The organism is Janthinobacterium sp. HH104, assembly GCF_001758715.1.
Taxonomy (GTDB): Bacteria; Pseudomonadota; Gammaproteobacteria; order Burkholderiales; family Burkholderiaceae_D; genus Janthinobacterium; species Janthinobacterium aestuarii.
Genome location: NZ_LRIB01000039.1, coordinates 1 through 18,321, shown reverse-complemented (window position 1 = coordinate 18,321; position 18,321 = coordinate 1). Strand labels below are relative to the sequence as shown.

Here is an 18,321-nt window from a genome sequence, read left to right as displayed (position 1 = left end):
TTTCATTTACTAGTAACGTGTTACTCAACTAACTGACCCGAATTATAAACTCCGAATGATCTTTCAACGCGCCCTTCGACGTGAATTGGCTAGTGCCGCCGGGGCCACCTTCACAGTTTTGTTCAGCATCCTGCTCACCTGGATGCTGATCGGTATTCTCGGCAAGGCGGCGGGCGGCAAGATCGCGTCGTCCGACGTCATGTCCCTGATGGTTTTTTCCGCCCTGATGCAGCTGCCCACCATCATCATCCTCACCGGATTCATTTCGGTGCTGATGGTCGTCACCCGCAGCTACAAGGAGTCGGAGATGGTGGTGTGGTTCGCCTCCGGCCTGAGCCTGTCGCGCTGGATCTGGCCCGTGCTCAGCTTCGGCCTGCCGCTGGTGCTGGCCACCGGCGTCCTTAGCCTGTACGCCACGCCATGGGCGCAAAAGAAAAGCGATGAATATGTGGCGCGCTTTGAAAAGCGCGAGGACCTGCAGAAAGTCACGCCGGGACAGTTCCGCGAATCGGCCGGCAGCAACCGTATCTTCTTTGTCGAGGGCGTCAGCGGCGAGAAGAACGTGGTGCAGAACGTCTTCGTCAATACCGTCGATGAAAAAGGCAGCGCCGTCGTCGTCGTCGCCAGGGAAGGCGTGATCAATACCGACGCCAAGGGCGAACGCTTCCTCGTGCTCAAGAGCGGCCGCCGCTACCAGGGCGTGCCGACGCAGGCGGACTTCCAGACCATGGAATTCGAACAGTACATCATGCGCATCGAGAGCAAGCAGCAGGAGATGGGCGCGGACCTGGGCGTGCGCGCCATGAGCACCATGGCGCTGGTCGAGGCGAACAACCAGTTCACCATGGCCGAATTGCTGTGGCGGGTCAGCGCGCCCCTGATCGGCCTGATGCTGATCCTGCTGGCCATTCCACTGGGCTTTGTCAATCCGCGCGCCGGCAGTTCGACCAATCTGATCATCGCGCTGCTGATTTTCTTTACGTACAGCAACCTGATCAAGGTCATCGAAGCGAGCGTGAAACAGGGCCGCATGACCTTCGGCCTGGCCTGGTGGCCGCTGCACCTGCTGGCGGCGCTGGCCGTGGTGGTGCTGTTTGCGTGGCGCCTGAATGTGAACCACCGCTATCATCCGCTGGTCCTGCTGGCGGCTTTCAAGCGCGCGCGCCGCGCCGGCAATACAAGTAAAGCGGCACCGAAATGAAGATTTTACAGCGCTATTTTGCGGTCTCGATATTCCAGGCGGTGCTGTTCGTGCTGCTGGCCTTTTTGGCACTGCAAGCCTTCATCGACCTGACGGGCGAGCTGCCCAAGGTAGGCCGCAACGGCTACACCATCCAGTATGCCTTCCTGTATGTGCTGGTACTGGTGCCGGGGCATGTGTACGAGGTGATGCCCATCGCGGCGCTGATCGGCACCATCTACACGATGGCGCAGTTTGCCGCCAGTTCCGAATTCACCATCATGCGCGCTTCGAGCATGTCGACGGCGATGGCGGCCGGTTTCCTGTTCCGCATCGGTATCGTCTTCGTCGTCATCACCTTCATCTTCGGCGAGTTGATCACGCCGCGCACGGAGCCGCTGGCCGAGCGCCTCAAGCTGACCTCGCGCGGCGCGGCCGTGTCGAGCGAGTTTCGCTCTGGCCTGTGGACCAAGGACATGGTCAAGAGCGATGGCTTGACGGGCACCGTCACCGGCTCGCGCTTTTTCAATGTGGGCGAAGCGCGTCCGGACGGCCAGCTGAAAAACGTCAAGCTGTATGAATTCGACACCGATATGCGCTTGCGCACCCTGACCGTGGCCAAGGGCGCGACGTATCAGGGCAATAATATCTGGCGCCTGACCGATGTGACGGAAACCTCGTTCTCGAACAGCGCGGCCACCGCGCCAGGCTTCGAGCCGAAGCTGGCGAACTACTATGGGCAGGAAACGAGCTTGGTGCGCACGGTGCAAAGCGCCAGCAAGGACATGACGTCGGAAGTGACGCCGAAGATCCTGACGGTGTCGGCCTCCGATCCCGAGCGCATGTCGGCCAGCGAACTGGCCGTGTACACGCGCCACCTGGCCGAGAACAAGCAGGAAACAGAGCGTTTCCGCATCGCCTTCTGGAAAAAGCTGATCGATCCACTGGCCATTTTCGTGCTGATGGCGCTGGCGCTGCCGTTCGCCTACATGCATACGCGTAGCGGCGGCATCAGCCTGAAGATTTTCATCGGCATCATGATCGGCGTGAGCTTCATGCTGGTCAACACCCTGTTCTCGCATCTTGGGCTGCTCAGCACCTGGCCTGCCTTCCTGACGGCGGTGGCGCCGAGCGCCCTGTATCTGCTGCTGGCGCTGGGCGCCCTGTGGTGGGTGGAGCGGCACTGATGGAGACGAACGTGAAACAGGCACTGATCTTGTTTGCCCATGGCGCGCGCGCCGCATCGTGGGCCGCGCCGTTCGAGCGCCTGCGCGACCTGACACAGGCGCGCATGCCCGGTACCTGCGTGCACCTGGCTTTCCTGGAACTGATGACGCCACGCCTGCCCGAACTGGTGGCGACCCTGCTGGCCGAGCTGCCCAATGGCGCCATCCTGGACGTTACCGTGGTGCCCGTGTTCCTGGGGCAGGGCGGGCATGTGCTGCGCGACCTGCCGCTGCTGCTGGAGGAACTGCGCCAGCAGCATCCGGCACTGCGCCTGAAGGTGGTCGAGGCGGTCGGCGAGAACGCCAGTGTGCTGGCCGCCATCGCCGATTACTGCGTGGCGGCGCCAGGCTCCAGCCCTATCCCTTGAGCGGTATCGACATCGTCTACCTGTGGGTAGACGGCGCCGATCCCGCTTGGCGCGCGCGCCGGCAGCACGCCTATGCCGCCTGGGCGCAGGCGCATCCGGGCCAGCTGGCCCTGCACGGCAACGTGGCGGGGCGCTACCGCGACAACGGCGAACTGCGCTACAACCTGCGCGCGCTCGAGCGTTTCTTCCCAGGCCACGGCCATATCTACCTGCTGACGGACCGGCAAGTGCCCCACTGGCTGCGTGCTTCACCGCGCCTGACGGTGATCGACCATGCGAGCCTGATGCCCGGTGCATCGCTGCCCGTGTTCGACTCCGGCCATATCGAATCGTATCTGCACCATATTCCGGGCCTGTCCGAACGCTTCCTGTATCTGAACGACGACGTATTTTTCGGCGCGCCGTTCGAGCCCTCGTTCTGGTTCGGGGAGGAAGGGGAGGAGCGTTTGAGTGTGTTTACGGAGAGCGCTCTGTCCGATGACGTGCAGGGCTTGCGCGCCGACGTGGCCGCGCCCGTCAATTGCGCTGCCTTGTCGCGGCAATGGCTGTCGGCGCAGTACCCCGAATACCTGCATGAACCGCGCCTGTATGCGCATGCGCCGCGGCCCATGCTGAAAAGCGCGCTGCATGCACTGGAAGGGCTGGCGCCGGACATGTTTGCCGGCGTGCGCGCGACGGTGTTCCGCTCGTGGCAGGTGCCGGCATTGTTGCCCGACCTGGTGCCGCGCTGGATGGTGCATCAGGGATTTGCGCGCTCGCGCATGCTCGACCCGCTGCATATCGCCAGCGGCGATGTGGCGGCGCCGCGGCAGCTCGAGGAGCTGGCGGCGCGCTTCGGCAGCTTGCCGTTTTTCTGTATCAACGATACCTGCGACGAGGCCGAGGACGACGACCCGCGCCTGCTGCGCGTGGCCGCTACCTTGCAGCGGCTGCTGCCGCTGCCATCCTCATTTGAAAGTGCTTAAGCCGTTTTTTTCTTCGGCGCCAGGCTGATGCGGGCGGCGGCCGTGCTGTCGGACAGCGAAGCGAGGAATAGCAGCAGATAGGCGCCCAGTTCGAAGACTTCCTCGCCCAGCAGCGCGTAGGCGTCGGGCATGCCATGGAAGACCTTTTTGTCGAAAGGCCAGCCGGCAACCATCAGCAAGCCGCCGATGGCCGTCAGGATGGTGATGCGCATGCTGAAAATCAGGCCCGCATGGGCAAACACCTTACGCGCGCGCGGCGCGAAGAAGATCAGCAAGCGTATCAGGATCAGCAACTCCACCACGCGCAGGGCTTTTTCCAGTTGCGCCCAAAAGGGCGCCGTGCCGAACTGGTCGATATCGAGTTCGCGCAGCAGGAAGCCGAACAGCAGCGCGCACAGGCCTGCATGCATGAGGAAGCGCAAGGACTGGCGGTCAGTCTCTTGCCAGGCGCGCACGCCGTGCACGGTGCAAGCGAGAGCCAGGAACAGCGCCTGCAGCCATTCCAGCAAATGGTTTTCGTCGTCGATATTCGGGAACACCGTCCACAGGGCGATGGAGGCGAGCATGCTGAGCAGCACAGCGCTGGCGACGCCGACATTGCTGCGGCTGAGCGAAGTCAGGGCTTCGCGCATGGAGTTGAAATTCATCTGTGATCGTAAGGCTAAAGTTGCGCGGCGCGGTATTGCAGCCTGCGGGCGCAGCTTTTTTCGGGGAGATTGCCAGGGCTCCCGTCAGCCGGGAGGCCGCATGGCAAGCGCTATGGCGGGGTGAAGCGTGAGTTTATTGCTATCACGCAACAACTTCTCGAGAAAAGATGCGTGAGCATCGTATCATGTTTCCCCGGAAGACGTCGGTTACTGACTTTAAAGTCGGTAAAATACGCTGTGTTTATTCAAGCATGGCGCGCCAGAATGGCGGCCGTTTCTTCGATGGCCTGGTGCGCGCGCACGGCCATGGCGTCGCCCAGCATCACCAGCACGGGGCCGTGGTTGTCGCCCAGACCATGCGCCAGGGCGCCCAGCGTCAGGCGCACGATGCGCTGGTCCGGGCGGCTGCAGTTTTCAATCACCACCACCGGGGTGTCGGCACGGCGGCCCTGGGCCAGCAGGCGCTGGGCCGTGGCGATGGCTTCGCGGCCACCCATGTATTGCACCAGGGTGTCACAGTCGGGGATGCGCGTCTGGTCCGGTTCGCCTGGCGCCGTGCTGGAAGTAAAGAAGGCGACGCTGCGCGACACGCCCCGTTTGGTCAGCGGCTGCTGTGTAGCGGCCGCGGCCGCCAGGGCCGTGGTAATGCCGGGCACCACTTCGACGGCGATGCCCGCTTCTTCCAGCGCGCGCAATTCCTCGTCGGCGCGGCCGAACAGCATGGGGTCGCCCCCTTTCAGGCGCACGACGACGGCGTGCTTGCGCGCGTTGTCGACCAGTTGCTTGTTGATGAACGCCTGCGCCGTCGACAACTGGCCGCAGCGCTTGCCGACCAGAATCTTTTGCGCCTGCGGGCACAGCTCCAGCATCTCTTCGGTGACCAGTGCGTCGTGCAGCACGACGTCCGCCTGTGCCAGCAGGCGCGCGCCGCGCAAGGTCATCAGGTCTTGCGCGCCGGGCCCGGCGCCGATCAGGTAGACCTTGCCGGGGAGAGATGGGGAGCTGTTCATGTGGCTGCCTTTCCTGGACGATACGGGATTAGAGCCGAACCATGCCGGCCGCGACGGTCTGGTGGGTGACTTCATCGATCAGGATGAAGGCGCCGGTGGCGCGGATATCGGCATACGCGTCGGCCGCCAGCGCCTGCTGCACGTTCAGGCTGATGCGGGCGATGTCGTTGAGCTTCAAGCCTTCGGCCGGATGGCGCTGCTGCGTATTGATGTCGAGGATCGATTCGATCGCCGTCACCTTGGCCGCCGTCTGCTTGGTGCCGTGCTTGATCCAGTACTTGCGGCGCAAGTCGAGCGCGTCTTCCGACAGCCAGCACACGTCGGCCACCACTTGTTTCAGCAGTGTGGCAGGGCGCTCGCTGCTCGCCAACAAGTCGCCGCGCGAGATGTCGAGGTATTCATTGAGCAGCAGGGTCACGGACTGGCCCACCACGGCGGTGCTCAGCGAGCCGTCCAGGGTGACGATATCCTTGACGGTTGCCGTCTGGCCCGATGGCTGCACCACGAGGGTGTCGCCGATGCTGACCTTGCCCGCCTCGATGCGGCCCATGTAGCCGCGGAAGTCGTTTGCTTCGTGGCCGTTGTGGCGCGCCACCAGCTGCACCGGGAAGCGGAAGGGCGTGTCGTGCGATTCGTCGTAGACGGACAGCGATTCGAGCAGCTCGATCAAGGTCGGGCCCGTGTACCAGCCCAGCTTGTCGCCGCGTTCGACGACGTTGTCGCCGGTGAGTGCCGACAGCGGGATCGGCGTGATGTCCTTCAAGCCCAGCGACTGGGCGAATTCGCGGTAGGCGGCCACGATGCGGTTGTACACCGTTTCATCGTAGTCGACGAGGTCCATCTTGTTGACGGCCACGACCACGTGCTCGATCTGCAGCAAGTGGGCAATCGTCGAATGGCGCTTGGTCTGGATCAGCAATTCCACGCTGCCGTCATCGCCCAGTTTCACTTTCGACACGTCGATCAGGATGATGACGGCATCGGCGGTGGAGGCGCCCGTCACCATGTTGCGCGTGTATTGCTCGTGGCCCGGCGTGTCGGCGATGATGAACTTGCGTTTCGGCGTGGCAAAGTAACGGTAGGCCACATCGATCGTGATGCCTTGCTCGCGTTCTGCTTCCAGGCCGTCCGTCAGCAGGGACAGGTCGACCGTGTCGCCCACCGTGCGCTTGTGCTTGGAGCGCGACATGGCGTCGAGCTGGTCGGCGAAGATGCCCTTGCTGTCGAACAGCAAACGGCCGATCAGCGTGCTCTTGCCGTCATCGACGGAACCGGCCGTGATGAAGCGCAGCATGCCGCGCTCCAGGCTGTCGGTGAGGTTGGTGTTCTGGATTGCTGCGTTCATTAGAAATACCCTGCTTTCTTGCGTTTTTCCATCGAGGCTTCGGAAGTCTGGTCATCCATGCGGGTGGCGCCCCGCTCCGTGATTTGCGTGATTGCCGTTTCGGCGATGATGGCGTCGACCGTGGCCGCGTCCGACGAGACAGGGCAGGTGCACGAGATATCGCCCACCGTGCGGAAGCGCACGACTTGCGTTTCGACCGTCTCGCCTTCGCGCGGCGGCGTCAGATCCGTCAGCGGCACCAGCAAGCCATTACGCGGGATCACCTGGCGCTCGTGCGCGAAGTAGATCGGCGGCAATTCCAGTTGCTCGCGGGCGATGTATTGCCACACGTCCAGCTCGGTCCAGTTGGAGATCGGGAAGACGCGCATGTTTTCACCGGGATGGACGCGGGTGTTATACAGATCCCACAGTTCCGGACGCTGGGCTTTCGGGTCCCAGGCGCCGAATTCGTCGCGGAACGAAAAGATGCGTTCCTTGGCGCGGGCTTTTTCTTCGTCGCGGCGGGCGCCGCCGATGCAGGCGTCAAAACCGTGTTCGGCGATGGTTTCCAGCAAGGTGACGGCTTGGGCCGCGTTGCGCGAATCCGTGGCCGGGTTGCGCAGACGCACGGTGCCGCGCTTGATCGAGTCTTCCACGGAGCCGACGATCAGGCGTTCGCCCAGTTCCGCCACTTTCTTGTCACGGAAAGTGATGACTTCGGGGAAGTTGTGGCCCGTGTCGATATGCACGAGAGGGAATGGAAACTTGCCTGGGCGGAAGGCTTTTTCGGCCAGGCGCAGCAGGACGACGGAATCCTTGCCGCCGGAAAACAGCAGCGCAGGGTTGGCCGATTCGGCCGCCACTTCGCGCATGATGTGGATGGCTTCCGATTCAAGGCTGTCGAGGTGACGCTGGTTCAAAATATTGCTCATATGGGTGCTTTCTTGTTCTGCTGAGTCTGTTGTGTCTGTTCAGGCTGCCACGGATTTGATGCGTATCAGTTTGCCGTCCACCATGTGCAGGCCGCATTCCTTCGAATCCGGGTTTTCCCACCACCAGCGTCCGGCGCGTACATCTTCGCCCGGCTGCACTGCGCGCGTGCACGGTTCGCAGCCGATCGACGGGTAACCCTGGTCGTGCAGCGCGTTGTACGGCACGTCGTTGGCGCGGATGTAGGCCCACACGTCTTCTTCCGACCAGTCCGCCAGCGGATTGAATTTTGTCATCGCGTGCGCCGCGTCATCTTCCTGCACGTGCAATTCGGCGCGCGTGGTGGACTGCGCGCGGCGCTGTCCCGTGACCCAGGCCTTGTTGCCGGCCAGGGCGCGGCCCAAAGGTTCGACCTTGCGGATGCGGCAGCATTCGCGGCGCATCTCGACGCTGTTGTAGAACGCGTTCAGACCGTTCTGTTCCACGTAAGCGGCCACGGCTTCCGGTTGCGGGCGGTACAAGGTGATGTCGTGGTCGTAACGGGTCTTGACCTTGTCGAGCACGGCCAGGGTTTCCTGGTGCAGCCGGCCTGTTTCCAGGGAAAAGATGCCGATGGGCAGCTTCGCCTTGAGTATCATGTCGGTCAGCACCATGTCTTCGGCTGCCAGGCTAGAGGCGAACACGGCCGGCGAAAAGTCCGCGGCGATACGTGTCAGCGTTTGCTGGGTGGCGTCAATTAAAGTAGAGAGGTCGCTCATGGCTCGCTTTCTCAGATGCCGGCCGCGTTGTCGAGGTCAGGATTCTGGCCTTCGCGCTGGTGGCGGCGGAACAGCGGCGACTTTTGATCCCACGACGCCTGGTAGGTTTCCGAGAACACAGACAAACCTTTCAGGGCGTCATGGATGCTGCGGTCGGGGCGTGTCGCATACGCGTCAAAGCCGACCCGGTGCATCGAGAACAACTGGTCGCGCAGCACGTCGCCAATCGCGCGCAATTCACCCTGGAAACCGAGGCGGGCACGCAGGTTGAACGCGATGGAATAGCCGCGGCCATCCGTGAATTTCGGGAAGTCCACGCCGATGACGGGCAGTTGCGACACGTCGGCGGCCAGTTCTTCCGGGCGCTCGTCGCTGGCCAGCCACACGCCGATGTCGGGCAGGCGGGCCGCCAGGGTTTCGCGCTGGGCTTGCCATACGAGCAGCGGCACGATGACCTTGCCGGCTGGCACGACGACCGTTTCCGGCGTGTCGTTTTCATCGAGGCGCAGCAAGCCCCAGGTATTCGGCACCACGGCGGCGTTCTTGATGATTTCTTCGCGTACTTCAAACATATTCGTCTTCTCCCACCAGGTTGCCGACGGTGATCGGCGTTGCATATACGTGTTCCTTGAACGGCGCCAGGCCCAGGCGCTGGGCCGTATCGACGAAGCGCTCGCCTTCGTGGCGGTCGCGCACGTAGACGTGCAGCAGGCGGCCGATGACTTCAGGCATCTGCAGGGAAGAGAACGATGGCCCGATGATCTTGCCGATGGCCGCATTGTTGCCTTGCGCGCCGCCTATCGACACTTGATACCATTCGCTGCCATCCTTGTCGACGCCGAGGATGCCGATGCTGCCCACGTGATGGTGGCCGCAGGCATTGATGCAGCCGGAAATATTCAGTTCGATCTCGCCGATGTCATACTGGAAGTCGATGCTGTCGAAACGTTCCGCGATGGCAGCCGCGATCGGCAGCGACTTGGCGTTGGCCAGCGAGCAGAAATCGCCACCGGGGCAGCAGATCATGTCCGTCAGCAAGCCGATGTTCGGCGTGGCCAGACCATGCGCCTTGGCTTCCTGCCACAGCGTGAACAGTTTCGACTGCTCGACGTCGGCCAGCACCAGGTTTTGCTCATGCGTCACGCGCAGTTCGCCAAAGCTGTAGCGGTCGGCCAGATCGGCCACGAAGTCGATCTGCTCGGCCGTCGCGTCGCCGGGCGGCACGCCCGTTTTCTTCAGGGACAGCACCACGGCCACATAGCCTGGGCGCTGGTGCGGCTTGACGTTGCGCGCCAGCCAGTTGACATAGGCCTTGTTTTCCGCATGTTCGTTCTTGTAGTCGAGTTCCGGCAAGGCCAGGTAGGCGGGTGGATTGAAGAAGTCCGCCACGCGCTGCATTTCCTCGGCCGTCAGGGTTTCCGGACCGTCTTTCAAGTCGACCCACTCGGCCTCCACCTGGCGCGTGAATTCTTCCACGCCGATGGCTTTCAGCAAAATCTTGATGCGCGCCTTGTATTTGTTGTCGCGGCGGCCGTGCAAGTTGTACACGCGCATGATCGCCTGGATATACGTCAGCAAATGCTGCCACGGCAGGAAGTCGCGCACGACGCTGCCCAAAATCGGCGTGCGGCCCATGCCGCCGCCGGCCATGACCTTGAAGCCCACTTCGCCGGCTTCGTTGCGCACGGCCGTCAAGCCGATGTCGTGCACGGCGATGGCGGCGCGGTCTTCCTCGGCGCCATTGATGGCGACCTTGAATTTACGCGGCAGGGCGATGAACTCGGGGTGGAAGGTGCTCCACTGGCGCAATACTTCCGCGTACGGGCGCGGATCGATGATTTCATCGGCCGCGACGCCGGCGAACGGGTCCGATGTTGTATTACGGATACAGTTGCCCGACGTCTGGATCGCGTGCATTTCCACGGAAGCGAGGTCCGTCAGGATATCGGGAGTCTGCTCCAGCTCGATCCAGTTGAACTGGATGTTCTGGCGCGTCGTGAAGTGGCCATAGCCGCGGTCGTACTTGCGCGCGATGTGCGCGAACATGCGCATCTGCTTGGCCGACAGCAAGCCGTACGGCACGGCGATACGCAGCATGTAGGCGTGGCGTTGCATGTACAGGCCGTTTTGCAGGCGCAGCGGAATGAATTCCTCTTCCGTCAGTTCATTGGCGATACGGCGCGCAACCTGGTCTCGGTACTGGGCGATGCGTTCTTTGATGATGAGGTGGTCGTACTGATCGTAATGGTACATATCAATTCCTAAAAAAGCCGGGGTGCTGGAAGATTGCCTGGGATTATGTTCTTGATACTGCTCTTGTCACTTGTTCGGTCATTAATAGATTAGCTTCACTGCCACGCCGGTCAAGGTCATCGCCAGCAGCACTCTTAAAAACTTTTCCGGCACGGAGCGGGCGACCCAGGAACCGAGCGTAATGCCGGGCAGGGAGCCGACCAGCAAGGAGGCCAGCAATTCCCAGTGGATGGAGCCGAGCCACCAGTGGCCCAGGGCGGCGATGGCCGTCAGAGGCACGGCATAGGCGATATCGGTGCCCGCCACTTCGGCCGAGCTCATGCGTGGATACAGCATCACCAGCAGGGTCGCGCCGATGGCGCCGGCGCCGATGGACGAGACCGTCACCAGCACGCCCAGCACGGCGCCGGCAATAATGGTCGCAGCGGCAAGCTTATTGCCTTGTAATTGTTTCTCGGGGTGCGCATTGATCCAGGCCAGCATGCGGCCCTTGAAAATCAGTGCCACGACGGTCAGCAGCACGGAGCCGGCGATCGAGTAGCGGATGATCTGGCCGATTTCCGGCGACAGGGTGCCGAACGATTTGAGCGCCAGGGTCGCGAGGACGGCGGCGGGCAGGGCACCGATGCACAGGCGCTTGACGATATCCCAGCGGATGGTGCCGCGCAGGCGGTGCGTCAGGGTGCCGGCGCTCTTGGTGATCGAGGCGAACGCCAGGTCGGTGCCCACGGCCACGGAAGGCGGCACGCCAAACAGCAGGGTTAACAGCGGCGTCATCAGCGAGCCGCCGCCCACGCCAGTCATTCCTACGAGTAATCCTACGGCAAATCCTGAGACTATATAAGACAAAGTCATGCTTGCACCCCCAAAGTACCCGCAATAGTAATAAACTTAGTGTTTATTCCAAACTACTAAGTACGCATTTGCTTATATGCGATATGCGTATATGCATGAACGCAAAATCATGGGTGGGGCGGAAACTCGGCAAATCACGGCAATCTAGGGCAAACCAGCAATGAATCTCCATCAACTGCGCTTCGTGCGCGAAGCGGTCCGGCAGAATTACAACCTGACGGACGCCGCCAAGGCCCTATTCACGTCGCAACCTGGCGTATCGAAAGCCATCATCGAGCTGGAGGAAGAGCTGGGCGTGGATATTTTCACGCGCCATGGCAAGCGCATCCGCGGCTTGACGGAGCCGGGCCGCCTGGTGCTCGAGTCGGTCGAGCTGATCATGCAGGAAATCGACAGCATGAAGCGCATCGGCAAGGAATTCGCGGCGCAGGACAGCGGCAGCTTTACGATTGCCACCACGCACACGCAGGCGCGCTACACCTTGCCCAAGGTCGTGCAAGCCTTCATGCTGAAGTTCCCGAAGGTCAGATTATCTTTACTGCAAGGCAATCCTCGCCAGATCGCCGAGATGGTGCAGCGCGACCAGGCGGACCTGGCCATCGCCACGGAATCGATCGCCGCCATCGATGGCTTGATTACCTTGCCATGCTATCAATGGGAGCACGTGGTGGTGGTGCCCGTCGACCATCCGCTGCTCAAGTCGAAGTCCGTGACCCTGGAAGAAATCGCCGCTTTCCCCCTGATTACCTATGACAGCGCATTCGCCGGACGCAACAAGATCGACCACGCTTTCGTGCTGCGCGGCCTGAAACCGGACATCTTGCTGGAAGCCATCGATGCGGACGTCATCAAGACTTATGTCGAGTTGGGCATGGGGATTGGTATCATAGCGGGTATGGCCTTCGATGCCGAGCGCGACAAAGGCTTGCGCGCCATCCCTGTCGGCCATCTGTTCGGCATGAATGTGTCGCGCGTGGCCGTCAAGCAGGGCGCGTATTTGCGCAGCTATATCTATACCTTTATCGAGTTGCTGACACCGACCCTGAACCGCAAGCTCATCGAGCAGGCGATGAGCGGTGATAAAGAGCACTACGAACTATAAACAATGCATGAAATCGGCCGGGCGAGTTGCCTGGCCAAGATTATTTAAGAAGAGAAGAAACAATGATTACCGATCAGCTTGCCAAATATTACGCCACCATCGCGCAGCAGTACGAGCGCGTCTATGACAAGCCCGAACGCCAGGAAGACCTGGAAGTGTTGCGCGACAAGGTCGCCGACGTGCTGGAAGGCCACACCGTGCTGGAGCTGGCTTGCGGCACCGGCTACTGGACGGAAGTGGTGGCCGAGTCGGCCGACTCCGTGCTGGCCACCGATATCAACGATGAAATGCTGGCGCTGGCCCAATCGCGCGGCTTGCCCGAGAACGTCAGTTTCGCCAAGCTCGACGCCTTCAACTTGCCCGATGACTTGCTGGGCAAGTTTACGGCCGTGTTCGCCGGTTTCTGGTGGTCGCACGTCAAGCGCGAAGACCAGGACAAATACCTGAAGCAATTGCGCAGCAAGCTGGGCAAGGACATTCTGCTGGTGCTGATCGACAATTCCTATGTCGATGGCAGCAGCACCGTGATCGCGCGTACCGACCTGGAAGGCAACACCCACCAGTTCCGCACGACGGACGCGGGCGAGCGCTATGAAGTACTGAAGAATTTCCCATCGGATAGCCACCTGCGCAAGAAGTTTGCCCACTCGGCCCGCGAAATCCGCATGAAGCGCCTGGAATACTACTGGCTGCTGAGCTGCCGTCTGAAGTAAGCTGTTGCCGCAGGAACCGCCTCCGGGCGGTTTTTTTTCGTCTGTTGTTTTTATCTGACATGACGTTGTGCCAAAAAGCAACATCTTGTCGATGTCATATTGTTGAAGTATTTGGTGGGCATGATTCGGTTCAGCAGCTAAGCAGCACCACTCTTGTCCAACCTAATGTAGAGAATCTCAAGTGAAAAAAATTACTCTGGCAGCATTGATCATCGGCACCTTCGCAGCAGCTACGGCACAAGCACAATCGAACGTCACCGTGTACGGCCTGGTTGACCTCGGTATTGCCAAGACCACTGGCCAGCCGACGGTACAACGCGAAAACAATGCTTCGCGCCTCGGTTTCAAGGGTACGGAAGATCTGGGTGGCGGCCTGTCCGCAATTTTCAACCTGGAAAGTGAATTCCTGGCTGACACCGGCGCGCAAAAAGGCGTGTTGTTCGACCGTCAAGCCTACGTGGGCTTGAAAGGCGCTTTCGGTACCGCCATCCTGGGCCGCACCAAGAACCTGGTCGATGGCACCATCGCCCGCGTCGACCCATTCAACACCTACGGCGTGGTCGGCAAGAACAATGAAACCCTGCTGCGTTCGGGCGTCGGCACGTCGCGCGTCAACAATGCCGTGACCTACAACAGCCCAAGCTTTGACGGTTTCGTGGGCAGCCTGCAATACGTGCTGAGCGAAGTCAACAGCGCTGACGCAGGCGTGATCGGCCTGGCAACCTACGACAATGGCCCGATCAGCTTGCACGCCGGCTACGAAAAAGCCGTGCAAGCGACGGCAACGGCTGCCAAGCCTGACCTGTGGTCCATCGGTGGCGGCTATAAATTCGGCCCAGCGAAGATCACGGCGGCCTATTCGAAAGGCGACACCAAGGTTGCCACGACTGGCGAATTCAAGTCCTACCTGATCGGCCTGAACTACACGGTTGGCGGTGGCGATGCCAAAGTGTCGTACGGCAAGCAAGAGCAAAGCAACAACAAGTTCAAGGATCAGGACACCATCAAGGAATTCGGCGTTGGTTACGACTACCACCTGTCGAAGCGCACCGATGTGTACGCTTACGCTGGCCGCGAGCGCGTCAAGTCGCTGACTTCGTACCAGATCGGTCTGGCACACAAATTCTAAGCATCATTCGATGTGATGAAGCAAAGGCGCCTGCGGGCGCCTTTTTTATTGCATCGCCGCGGCGGCCGCCTCGGCATGCATGGGCAGCGAGATTTCGATGCGCGTGCCGCCCAGTTCGCTATCGGTACCGATATGGATATTGCCATTCAAGCCCCATACCCGTTCACGCATGCCCAGCAAGCCAAGTGCCGTGGCTTTTTCCAGGTCGTGTTCGGCAATGCCGCGGCCATCATCCTGGATGGTGATCGCCAGCGAGGAATCGATGCGGTGCAGGGCGATGGTGATGTGGCTGGCCTCGGCATGGCGCGCGATATTCGTCAACGCTTCCTGCACGATGCGGTAGATGGCCGTGCTGCGCGCGTCGTCAAGCACGAGGTCGGCTTCGTCGGCCAGCAAGTCGAAATGGATGGCGCGGCGCAACAAGAAGTCGTGGCGCAGTTTTTGTAGCGCAAAATACAATCCCCCTTCATCGAGCGCGCGCGGACGCAGGTTGCTGGCGATGCGCCGCAGCGAAGTGATGGCCGTTACCAGCAAGCCGTCCATGCTGTGCAGCAACGCTTGCAGGGAGGCGGTGGTGTCCGTGTGCTGGCGCACGAGGGTCAGGTCGACGCGCAAGGTGGCGAGCAATTGCCCCAAGTCATCATGCAGTTCGCGCGCAATATGCTTGCGTTCTTCTTCGCGGATGGTTTGCAGCGCGCTCGACAATTCACGCAATTGCGAAAAGGAGCGGGCCAGCTGTTCATGCATCTGCTGGCGCGCGCTGATGTCGCGCACGATGATGGTAAACACGCTCTGGCCATCTTCCTGCATGGACGAGAGCGAGCCTTCGAGGGGAAACATGGCGCCATCGCTGCGCCTTCCCGTCAAGGTGTAGTCGGTGGCGCGCCGGCCCGTCAGGCGCAGCTCCAGGCTGATGTCGTCAAACGGCGGATCGCCATCGTGCGTGCCCAGGCTGCCGAGGGTACGCAAGTCGCGCAGGATGTAGTGGCCCAGGGGCATGCCGCACATGGCGGCCGGCGTGTCGTCGAACAATCTGGCCGCCGCCGCGTTCGCATGCAGGATGATTTGCCGGCTGTCGATACTGATGATGGCGTCGCTGGCGCTGTCGATGATGGCCTGGCCGCGCGCCTGCTGTTGCCGGCGGGCTTTCAGTGGAGGAAACAGGCACAGCAAAAGCGCCGCCGCCATACCCAGCGGCAAGATGCGCAGCAGCGCGGGACTGCCTCGGTCGGGCATTGGGGTCTCCTTGCGAACGTGGGCGAAGGCAGGCAGTGCAGGAATGACGGGCGGGACTTGATATAGCCTATGCCTGCTGGCGCGGCGTGGTTTGATGTGGCGCAGAAAGGGGGCAGAAGAGAGGCATGCGCCGCGCCGGCCTGGACCGGGCGGCGGAGACTTACATTTGCTTGAACAGGTGCAGGAAGCTGCGGCTCACTTCGAGCTTGTCGGACTTACCTTTGATGAGGACCAGGTGGCGGCCGCGGATGTCGCGCGTCACGCCTTCGATGGCATTCACATTGACGAGGGTGGCGCGGTGGATTTGCCAGAACAGCGAAGGATCGAGCTCTTCAGCCAGGTCGCGCACGGGTTTGCGGATCAGCGCCTCGTACTTGGCTGTCTGCACGCACGTGTATTTCTCGTCCGAACGGAAGAACAGGATCTCTTCCACGGGAATCATGCGCAAGTCCTGGCCGATGCTGGCCTGTATCCATTGCAAATACGTGGGCTTGGCCGTGATTTTTTCCGCCAGCTGCGACAGCATGGCCGTGACGCTGCTGTTGACGTCCAGGGCCGGCTTGTTCAAGTGCGTTTTCAGGCGCTCCACCGTCACCAGCAAGCGCTCGTGCTCGGGCGGCTTGAGCACGTAATCGACGGCGCCCCGTTCGAAGGCTTCGACGGCGTGGCTGTCATAGGCCGTGACGAAGACGATATGCGTCTTGCTGCCGATCACTTGCGCCGCTTCCATGCCCGTCTTGCCCGGCATGCGGATATCGAGGAAGGCAAAGTCGGGCTTGAGTTGCTCCACCAGTTCGATCGCTTCGTCGCCATTCTTGGCTTCGCCGATGATTTCCAGTTCAGGCCAGGCCTGGCCCAGGCGCAGGCGCAGCTGGTCGCGCATCAGTCTTTCGTCGTCGGCAATAATAGCGGTAGGCATAAGTCTCAAGTGTGAACGGGCGAAGATTGATTATTCAATGATTTAGCGTTTTTATCAACTACTCTGTCTTATTTGGACAATTGATAGGGCACTTCGATCACGGCGCACACGCCGGACGGTTGATTTGGCGTAATGGTCAAGCTGCCCTGGTCGCCATGCAGCAGTTTCAAACGCTCGCGGATGGTGGGCAAACCGAGGCCCGTGCCATCGCTGGGCACCACGCCAAAGCCCAGGCCGTCATCGGTGACCGTCACGCGCAGCTTGCTGTGCGCCACTTCGGCCACGATGCGCAGGGTACCGCCTTCCGGTTTGACTTCCAGGCCGTGCTTGATGGCATTTTCCACCATCGATTGCAGCATCATGGGCGGGAAGGCGGCGCTGCGCAGGCCATCGGGAATCTGGAAATCGACGGTCAGGCGTTCTTCCATGCGCATTTTCAGCAGGTTCAAATACGCTTGCACCATGTCCGCTTCACGGCCCAGGTTGGTAATAAGGGCGTTGTCGCGCATTTGCGGCAGCACGGCGCGCAGATATTGAATCAGGCTGCGCTGCATCTTGGCCGCGCGCGGCGGATCAACCTGGATCAGGTGTTCGACGGAGGCAAGCGTGTTGAACAGGAAGTGCGGCTCGACTTGCGCCTGCATCATCTGCATCTTCGCTTCGCTGAGCTGGCGCTGCATGGATTCGCGCTCGGCCGCTTCGTTCGCCGTGACGGTTTCCGCTTCCGCGCGTTTCTTGCCGCCGACCAGGGCTTTCATGGCGAACAGGGCCAACACCAGCAAGGAGACAAAGCTCTTGAACCAGGTCGAGGCTTGCTGGTGATAACGCGACACTTTTTGTTCAGCCGCATCATCGACGGCTTCTTCGATGGCATTTGACAGCTCTTCGCCGATTTGCGGCGGCAATTCAATATGGACTTCTTCGCCCGATGCATTGGTGGTCACCGGATAGCTGGGTTTGGCGGGGGCGGCCGGCGGTTCAGGCGGTGCCGGCGGCACGGCACTGACTTGCGCGTCCGCCTCGGCGGCGTCGGCCGGATCGCTGGCTGCATCGGCCGCGCTGCTGCGCCGGTTCTTGCTGTTGCGGGGATTGAAATGGATGCCCGTATCGTCGATCAGGATATTGGTTTCGCCCGAGCCCTTGCTGCTGCGTTTATGCGACTTGATGACAACTTCTTCGTCCGGGCCGGACGAGAACAATTCATCTTGCAAAATGGAACCGGCGATCAGGGCCAGTGCAGCGAACAGGAAGAATTTCCACCAGGACAGTTGGGTGACCCAGGTCGTCGTCGCGTCGAATGCCCGTTGCAACCAAGCGAGGATGGTTTTCAACAATTCGGGCAGGCTGGAAATCGGAAGCATGGGGGCACTTTCAAGTACAAGAGTTAATCAACGCAGCGGGCAAGTTTAACCGCTTGTTGCGTAGCGTCAGAGTCTGATGTTGCCACTGTGCCTAAAGACCACGAACTACGCCAGCCGATTGCGACAGGCTGCACAAAAAGGCGCTTGAAGTGAAGGCAAGGCTTGCTGGGCGGTGAGGGGCGGTAAATAGCGCTTGCGGGGAATGTGAGGCAGGGCTATAATTTGCCCCCTCGCTGAACGACGCATGCAAATGCTGAGTAAAGTAGAGAAAAAGAAGGAGTTGACGATTGTGCTGAAATGCTTCATACTCTTCCTTCTTCGCAGCTGACAAACACAACGCTTTGT

At 61.0% G+C, this 18,321-nt stretch carries 18 protein-coding genes and 1 pseudogene; 7 read left to right on the top strand and 12 right to left on the bottom strand.

Features of this window, described 5'->3' with window-relative positions; genetic code table 11:
• The first annotated feature begins 55 nt into the window (after positions 1-55).
• The 4 genes from lptF to JAB6_RS17345 are packed head-to-tail and all read left to right on the top strand — an operon-like array spanning position 56 to position 3,739.
• Positions 56-1,201 (top strand): LPS export ABC transporter permease LptF, encoded by a 1,146-nt coding sequence (gene lptF / locus JAB6_RS17360; RefSeq protein ID WP_034751537.1) that lies wholly within the window; start codon positions 56-58, stop codon positions 1,199-1,201.
• Positions 1,198-2,367, top strand: a complete 1,170-nt coding sequence (lptG, locus tag JAB6_RS17355) for an LPS export ABC transporter permease LptG (protein ID WP_034751534.1) — start codon at positions 1,198-1,200, stop codon at positions 2,365-2,367. Before lptF ends, lptG begins: the two co-directional genes overlap by 4 nt.
• A complete protein-coding gene (locus tag JAB6_RS17350) occupies positions 2,367-2,774 on the top strand; it encodes a sirohydrochlorin chelatase (protein ID WP_070303826.1) in 408 nt (135 codons plus the stop codon). Before lptG ends, JAB6_RS17350 begins: the two co-directional genes overlap by 1 nt.
• A complete protein-coding gene (locus JAB6_RS17345; protein WP_254671672.1) occupies positions 2,771-3,739 on the top strand; it encodes a Stealth CR1 domain-containing protein in 969 nt (322 codons plus the stop codon). Before JAB6_RS17350 ends, JAB6_RS17345 begins: the two co-directional genes overlap by 4 nt.
• Here JAB6_RS17345 and JAB6_RS17340 read toward each other — a convergent pair.
• The 8 genes and pseudogenes from JAB6_RS17340 to JAB6_RS17305 all read right to left on the bottom strand — a co-directional run bounded on the left by JAB6_RS17340 (position 3,736) and on the right by JAB6_RS17305 (position 11,516).
• Positions 3,736-4,386, bottom strand: coding sequence for a hypothetical protein (locus tag JAB6_RS17340; RefSeq protein WP_070303824.1), 651 nt, complete (start codon positions 4,384-4,386; stop codon positions 3,736-3,738). The genes JAB6_RS17345 and JAB6_RS17340 overlap by 4 nt on opposite strands.
• A gap of 245 nt (positions 4,387-4,631) precedes the next feature.
• Positions 4,632-5,396, bottom strand: coding sequence for a uroporphyrinogen-III C-methyltransferase (gene cobA, locus JAB6_RS17335; protein WP_070303820.1), 765 nt, complete (start codon positions 5,394-5,396; stop codon positions 4,632-4,634).
• Between the two features lie 28 nt (positions 5,397-5,424).
• The gene (locus tag JAB6_RS17330; protein WP_070303818.1) at positions 5,425-6,741 is read right to left on the bottom strand and encodes a sulfate adenylyltransferase subunit 1; all 1,317 of its coding nucleotides are present in this window, start codon (positions 6,739-6,741) and stop codon (positions 5,425-5,427) included.
• Positions 6,741-7,658: pseudogene (cysD, locus tag JAB6_RS17325) on the bottom strand (sulfate adenylyltransferase subunit CysD); the annotation flags it as partial. The gene JAB6_RS17330 and the pseudogene cysD, both read right to left, overlap by 1 nt.
• Before the next feature lie 33 nt (positions 7,659-7,691).
• Positions 7,692-8,408: a phosphoadenylyl-sulfate reductase gene (locus JAB6_RS17320; RefSeq protein ID WP_070303816.1), complete on the bottom strand. Its 717-nt coding sequence runs from the start codon at positions 8,406-8,408 to the stop codon at positions 7,692-7,694.
• 11 nt (positions 8,409-8,419) lie between these two features.
• Positions 8,420-8,980, bottom strand: a complete 561-nt coding sequence (locus tag JAB6_RS17315) for a DUF934 domain-containing protein (protein ID WP_034751513.1) — start codon at positions 8,978-8,980, stop codon at positions 8,420-8,422.
• The gene (locus JAB6_RS17310) at positions 8,973-10,661 is read right to left on the bottom strand and encodes a nitrite/sulfite reductase (RefSeq protein WP_070303814.1); all 1,689 of its coding nucleotides are present in this window, start codon (positions 10,659-10,661) and stop codon (positions 8,973-8,975) included. Before JAB6_RS17310 ends, JAB6_RS17315 begins: the two co-directional genes overlap by 8 nt.
• A gap of 81 nt (positions 10,662-10,742) precedes the next feature.
• Positions 10,743-11,516 carry a sulfite exporter TauE/SafE family protein gene (locus JAB6_RS17305; protein WP_058049636.1) on the bottom strand — a complete coding sequence of 258 codons (774 nt, stop codon included), beginning with the start codon at positions 11,514-11,516 and terminating at the stop codon, positions 10,743-10,745.
• A gap of 160 nt (positions 11,517-11,676) precedes the next feature.
• Between JAB6_RS17305 and JAB6_RS17300 the strand changes: the two genes are divergently transcribed.
• The 3 genes from JAB6_RS17300 (at position 11,677) to JAB6_RS17290 (ending at position 14,460) form a co-directional block, all read left to right on the top strand.
• Complete coding sequence (locus tag JAB6_RS17300; RefSeq protein ID WP_034751505.1) at positions 11,677-12,618, top strand: CysB family HTH-type transcriptional regulator; 942 nt, start codon at positions 11,677-11,679, stop codon at positions 12,616-12,618.
• Between the two features lie 62 nt (positions 12,619-12,680).
• Positions 12,681-13,331 carry a class I SAM-dependent methyltransferase gene (locus JAB6_RS17295; protein ID WP_070303812.1) on the top strand — a complete coding sequence of 217 codons (651 nt, stop codon included), beginning with the start codon at positions 12,681-12,683 and terminating at the stop codon, positions 13,329-13,331.
• A 181-nt stretch (positions 13,332-13,512) separates the two neighbouring features.
• The gene (locus JAB6_RS17290) at positions 13,513-14,460 is read left to right on the top strand and encodes a porin (RefSeq protein WP_051991189.1); all 948 of its coding nucleotides are present in this window, start codon (positions 13,513-13,515) and stop codon (positions 14,458-14,460) included.
• 45 nt (positions 14,461-14,505) lie between these two features.
• On the opposite strand, the gene JAB6_RS17285 is transcribed toward JAB6_RS17290, so the two are convergent.
• From JAB6_RS17285 to JAB6_RS29575, 4 genes are all read right to left on the bottom strand, one after another.
• Entirely contained in the window at positions 14,506-15,696 is a 1,191-nt protein-coding gene (locus JAB6_RS17285; protein WP_070303810.1) for a PAS domain-containing sensor histidine kinase, read from the bottom strand.
• Between the two features lie 160 nt (positions 15,697-15,856).
• Positions 15,857-16,615, bottom strand: a complete 759-nt coding sequence (locus JAB6_RS17280; RefSeq protein WP_034751497.1) for a LytTR family DNA-binding domain-containing protein — start codon at positions 16,613-16,615, stop codon at positions 15,857-15,859.
• Between the two features lie 68 nt (positions 16,616-16,683).
• Positions 16,684-17,976 carry a sensor histidine kinase gene (locus tag JAB6_RS17275; protein WP_070303808.1) on the bottom strand — a complete coding sequence of 431 codons (1,293 nt, stop codon included), beginning with the start codon at positions 17,974-17,976 and terminating at the stop codon, positions 16,684-16,686.
• Between the two features lie 91 nt (positions 17,977-18,067).
• Positions 18,068-18,321 (bottom strand): hypothetical protein (locus JAB6_RS29575; RefSeq protein ID WP_217494639.1); only part of this gene is annotated, 254 nt, incomplete at its 5' end.

Bases quoted from the DNA above. Each gene is read 5' to 3' on its own strand.
- lptF (WP_034751537.1), top strand. From the start codon at position 56: ATGATCTTTCAACGCGCCCTTCGACGTGAATTGGCTAGTGCCGCCGGG.
- lptG (WP_034751534.1), top strand. From the start codon at position 1,198: ATGAAGATTTTACAGCGCTATTTTGCGGTCTCGATATTCCAGGCGGTG.
- JAB6_RS17350 (WP_070303826.1), top strand. From the start codon at position 2,367: ATGGAGACGAACGTGAAACAGGCACTGATCTTGTTTGCCCATGGCGCG.
- JAB6_RS17340 (WP_070303824.1), bottom strand. From the start codon at position 4,386: ATGAATTTCAACTCCATGCGCGAAGCCCTGACTTCGCTCAGCCGCAGC.
- cobA (WP_070303820.1), bottom strand. From the start codon at position 5,396: ATGAACAGCTCCCCATCTCTCCCCGGCAAGGTCTACCTGATCGGCGCC.
- JAB6_RS17330 (WP_070303818.1), bottom strand. From the start codon at position 6,741: ATGAACGCAGCAATCCAGAACACCAACCTCACCGACAGCCTGGAGCGC.
- JAB6_RS17320 (WP_070303816.1), bottom strand. From the start codon at position 8,408: ATGAGCGACCTCTCTACTTTAATTGACGCCACCCAGCAAACGCTGACA.
- JAB6_RS17315 (WP_034751513.1), bottom strand. From the start codon at position 8,980: ATGTTTGAAGTACGCGAAGAAATCATCAAGAACGCCGCCGTGGTGCCG.
- JAB6_RS17310 (WP_070303814.1), bottom strand. From the start codon at position 10,661: ATGTACCATTACGATCAGTACGACCACCTCATCATCAAAGAACGCATC.
- JAB6_RS17305 (WP_058049636.1), bottom strand. From the start codon at position 11,516: ATGACTTTGTCTTATATAGTCTCAGGATTTGCCGTAGGATTACTCGTA.
- JAB6_RS17300 (WP_034751505.1), top strand. From the start codon at position 11,677: ATGAATCTCCATCAACTGCGCTTCGTGCGCGAAGCGGTCCGGCAGAAT.
- JAB6_RS17295 (WP_070303812.1), top strand. From the start codon at position 12,681: ATGATTACCGATCAGCTTGCCAAATATTACGCCACCATCGCGCAGCAG.
- JAB6_RS17285 (WP_070303810.1), bottom strand. From the start codon at position 15,696: ATGCCCGACCGAGGCAGTCCCGCGCTGCTGCGCATCTTGCCGCTGGGT.
- JAB6_RS17280 (WP_034751497.1), bottom strand. From the start codon at position 16,615: ATGCCTACCGCTATTATTGCCGACGACGAAAGACTGATGCGCGACCAG.
- JAB6_RS17275 (WP_070303808.1), bottom strand. From the start codon at position 17,976: ATGCTTCCGATTTCCAGCCTGCCCGAATTGTTGAAAACCATCCTCGCT.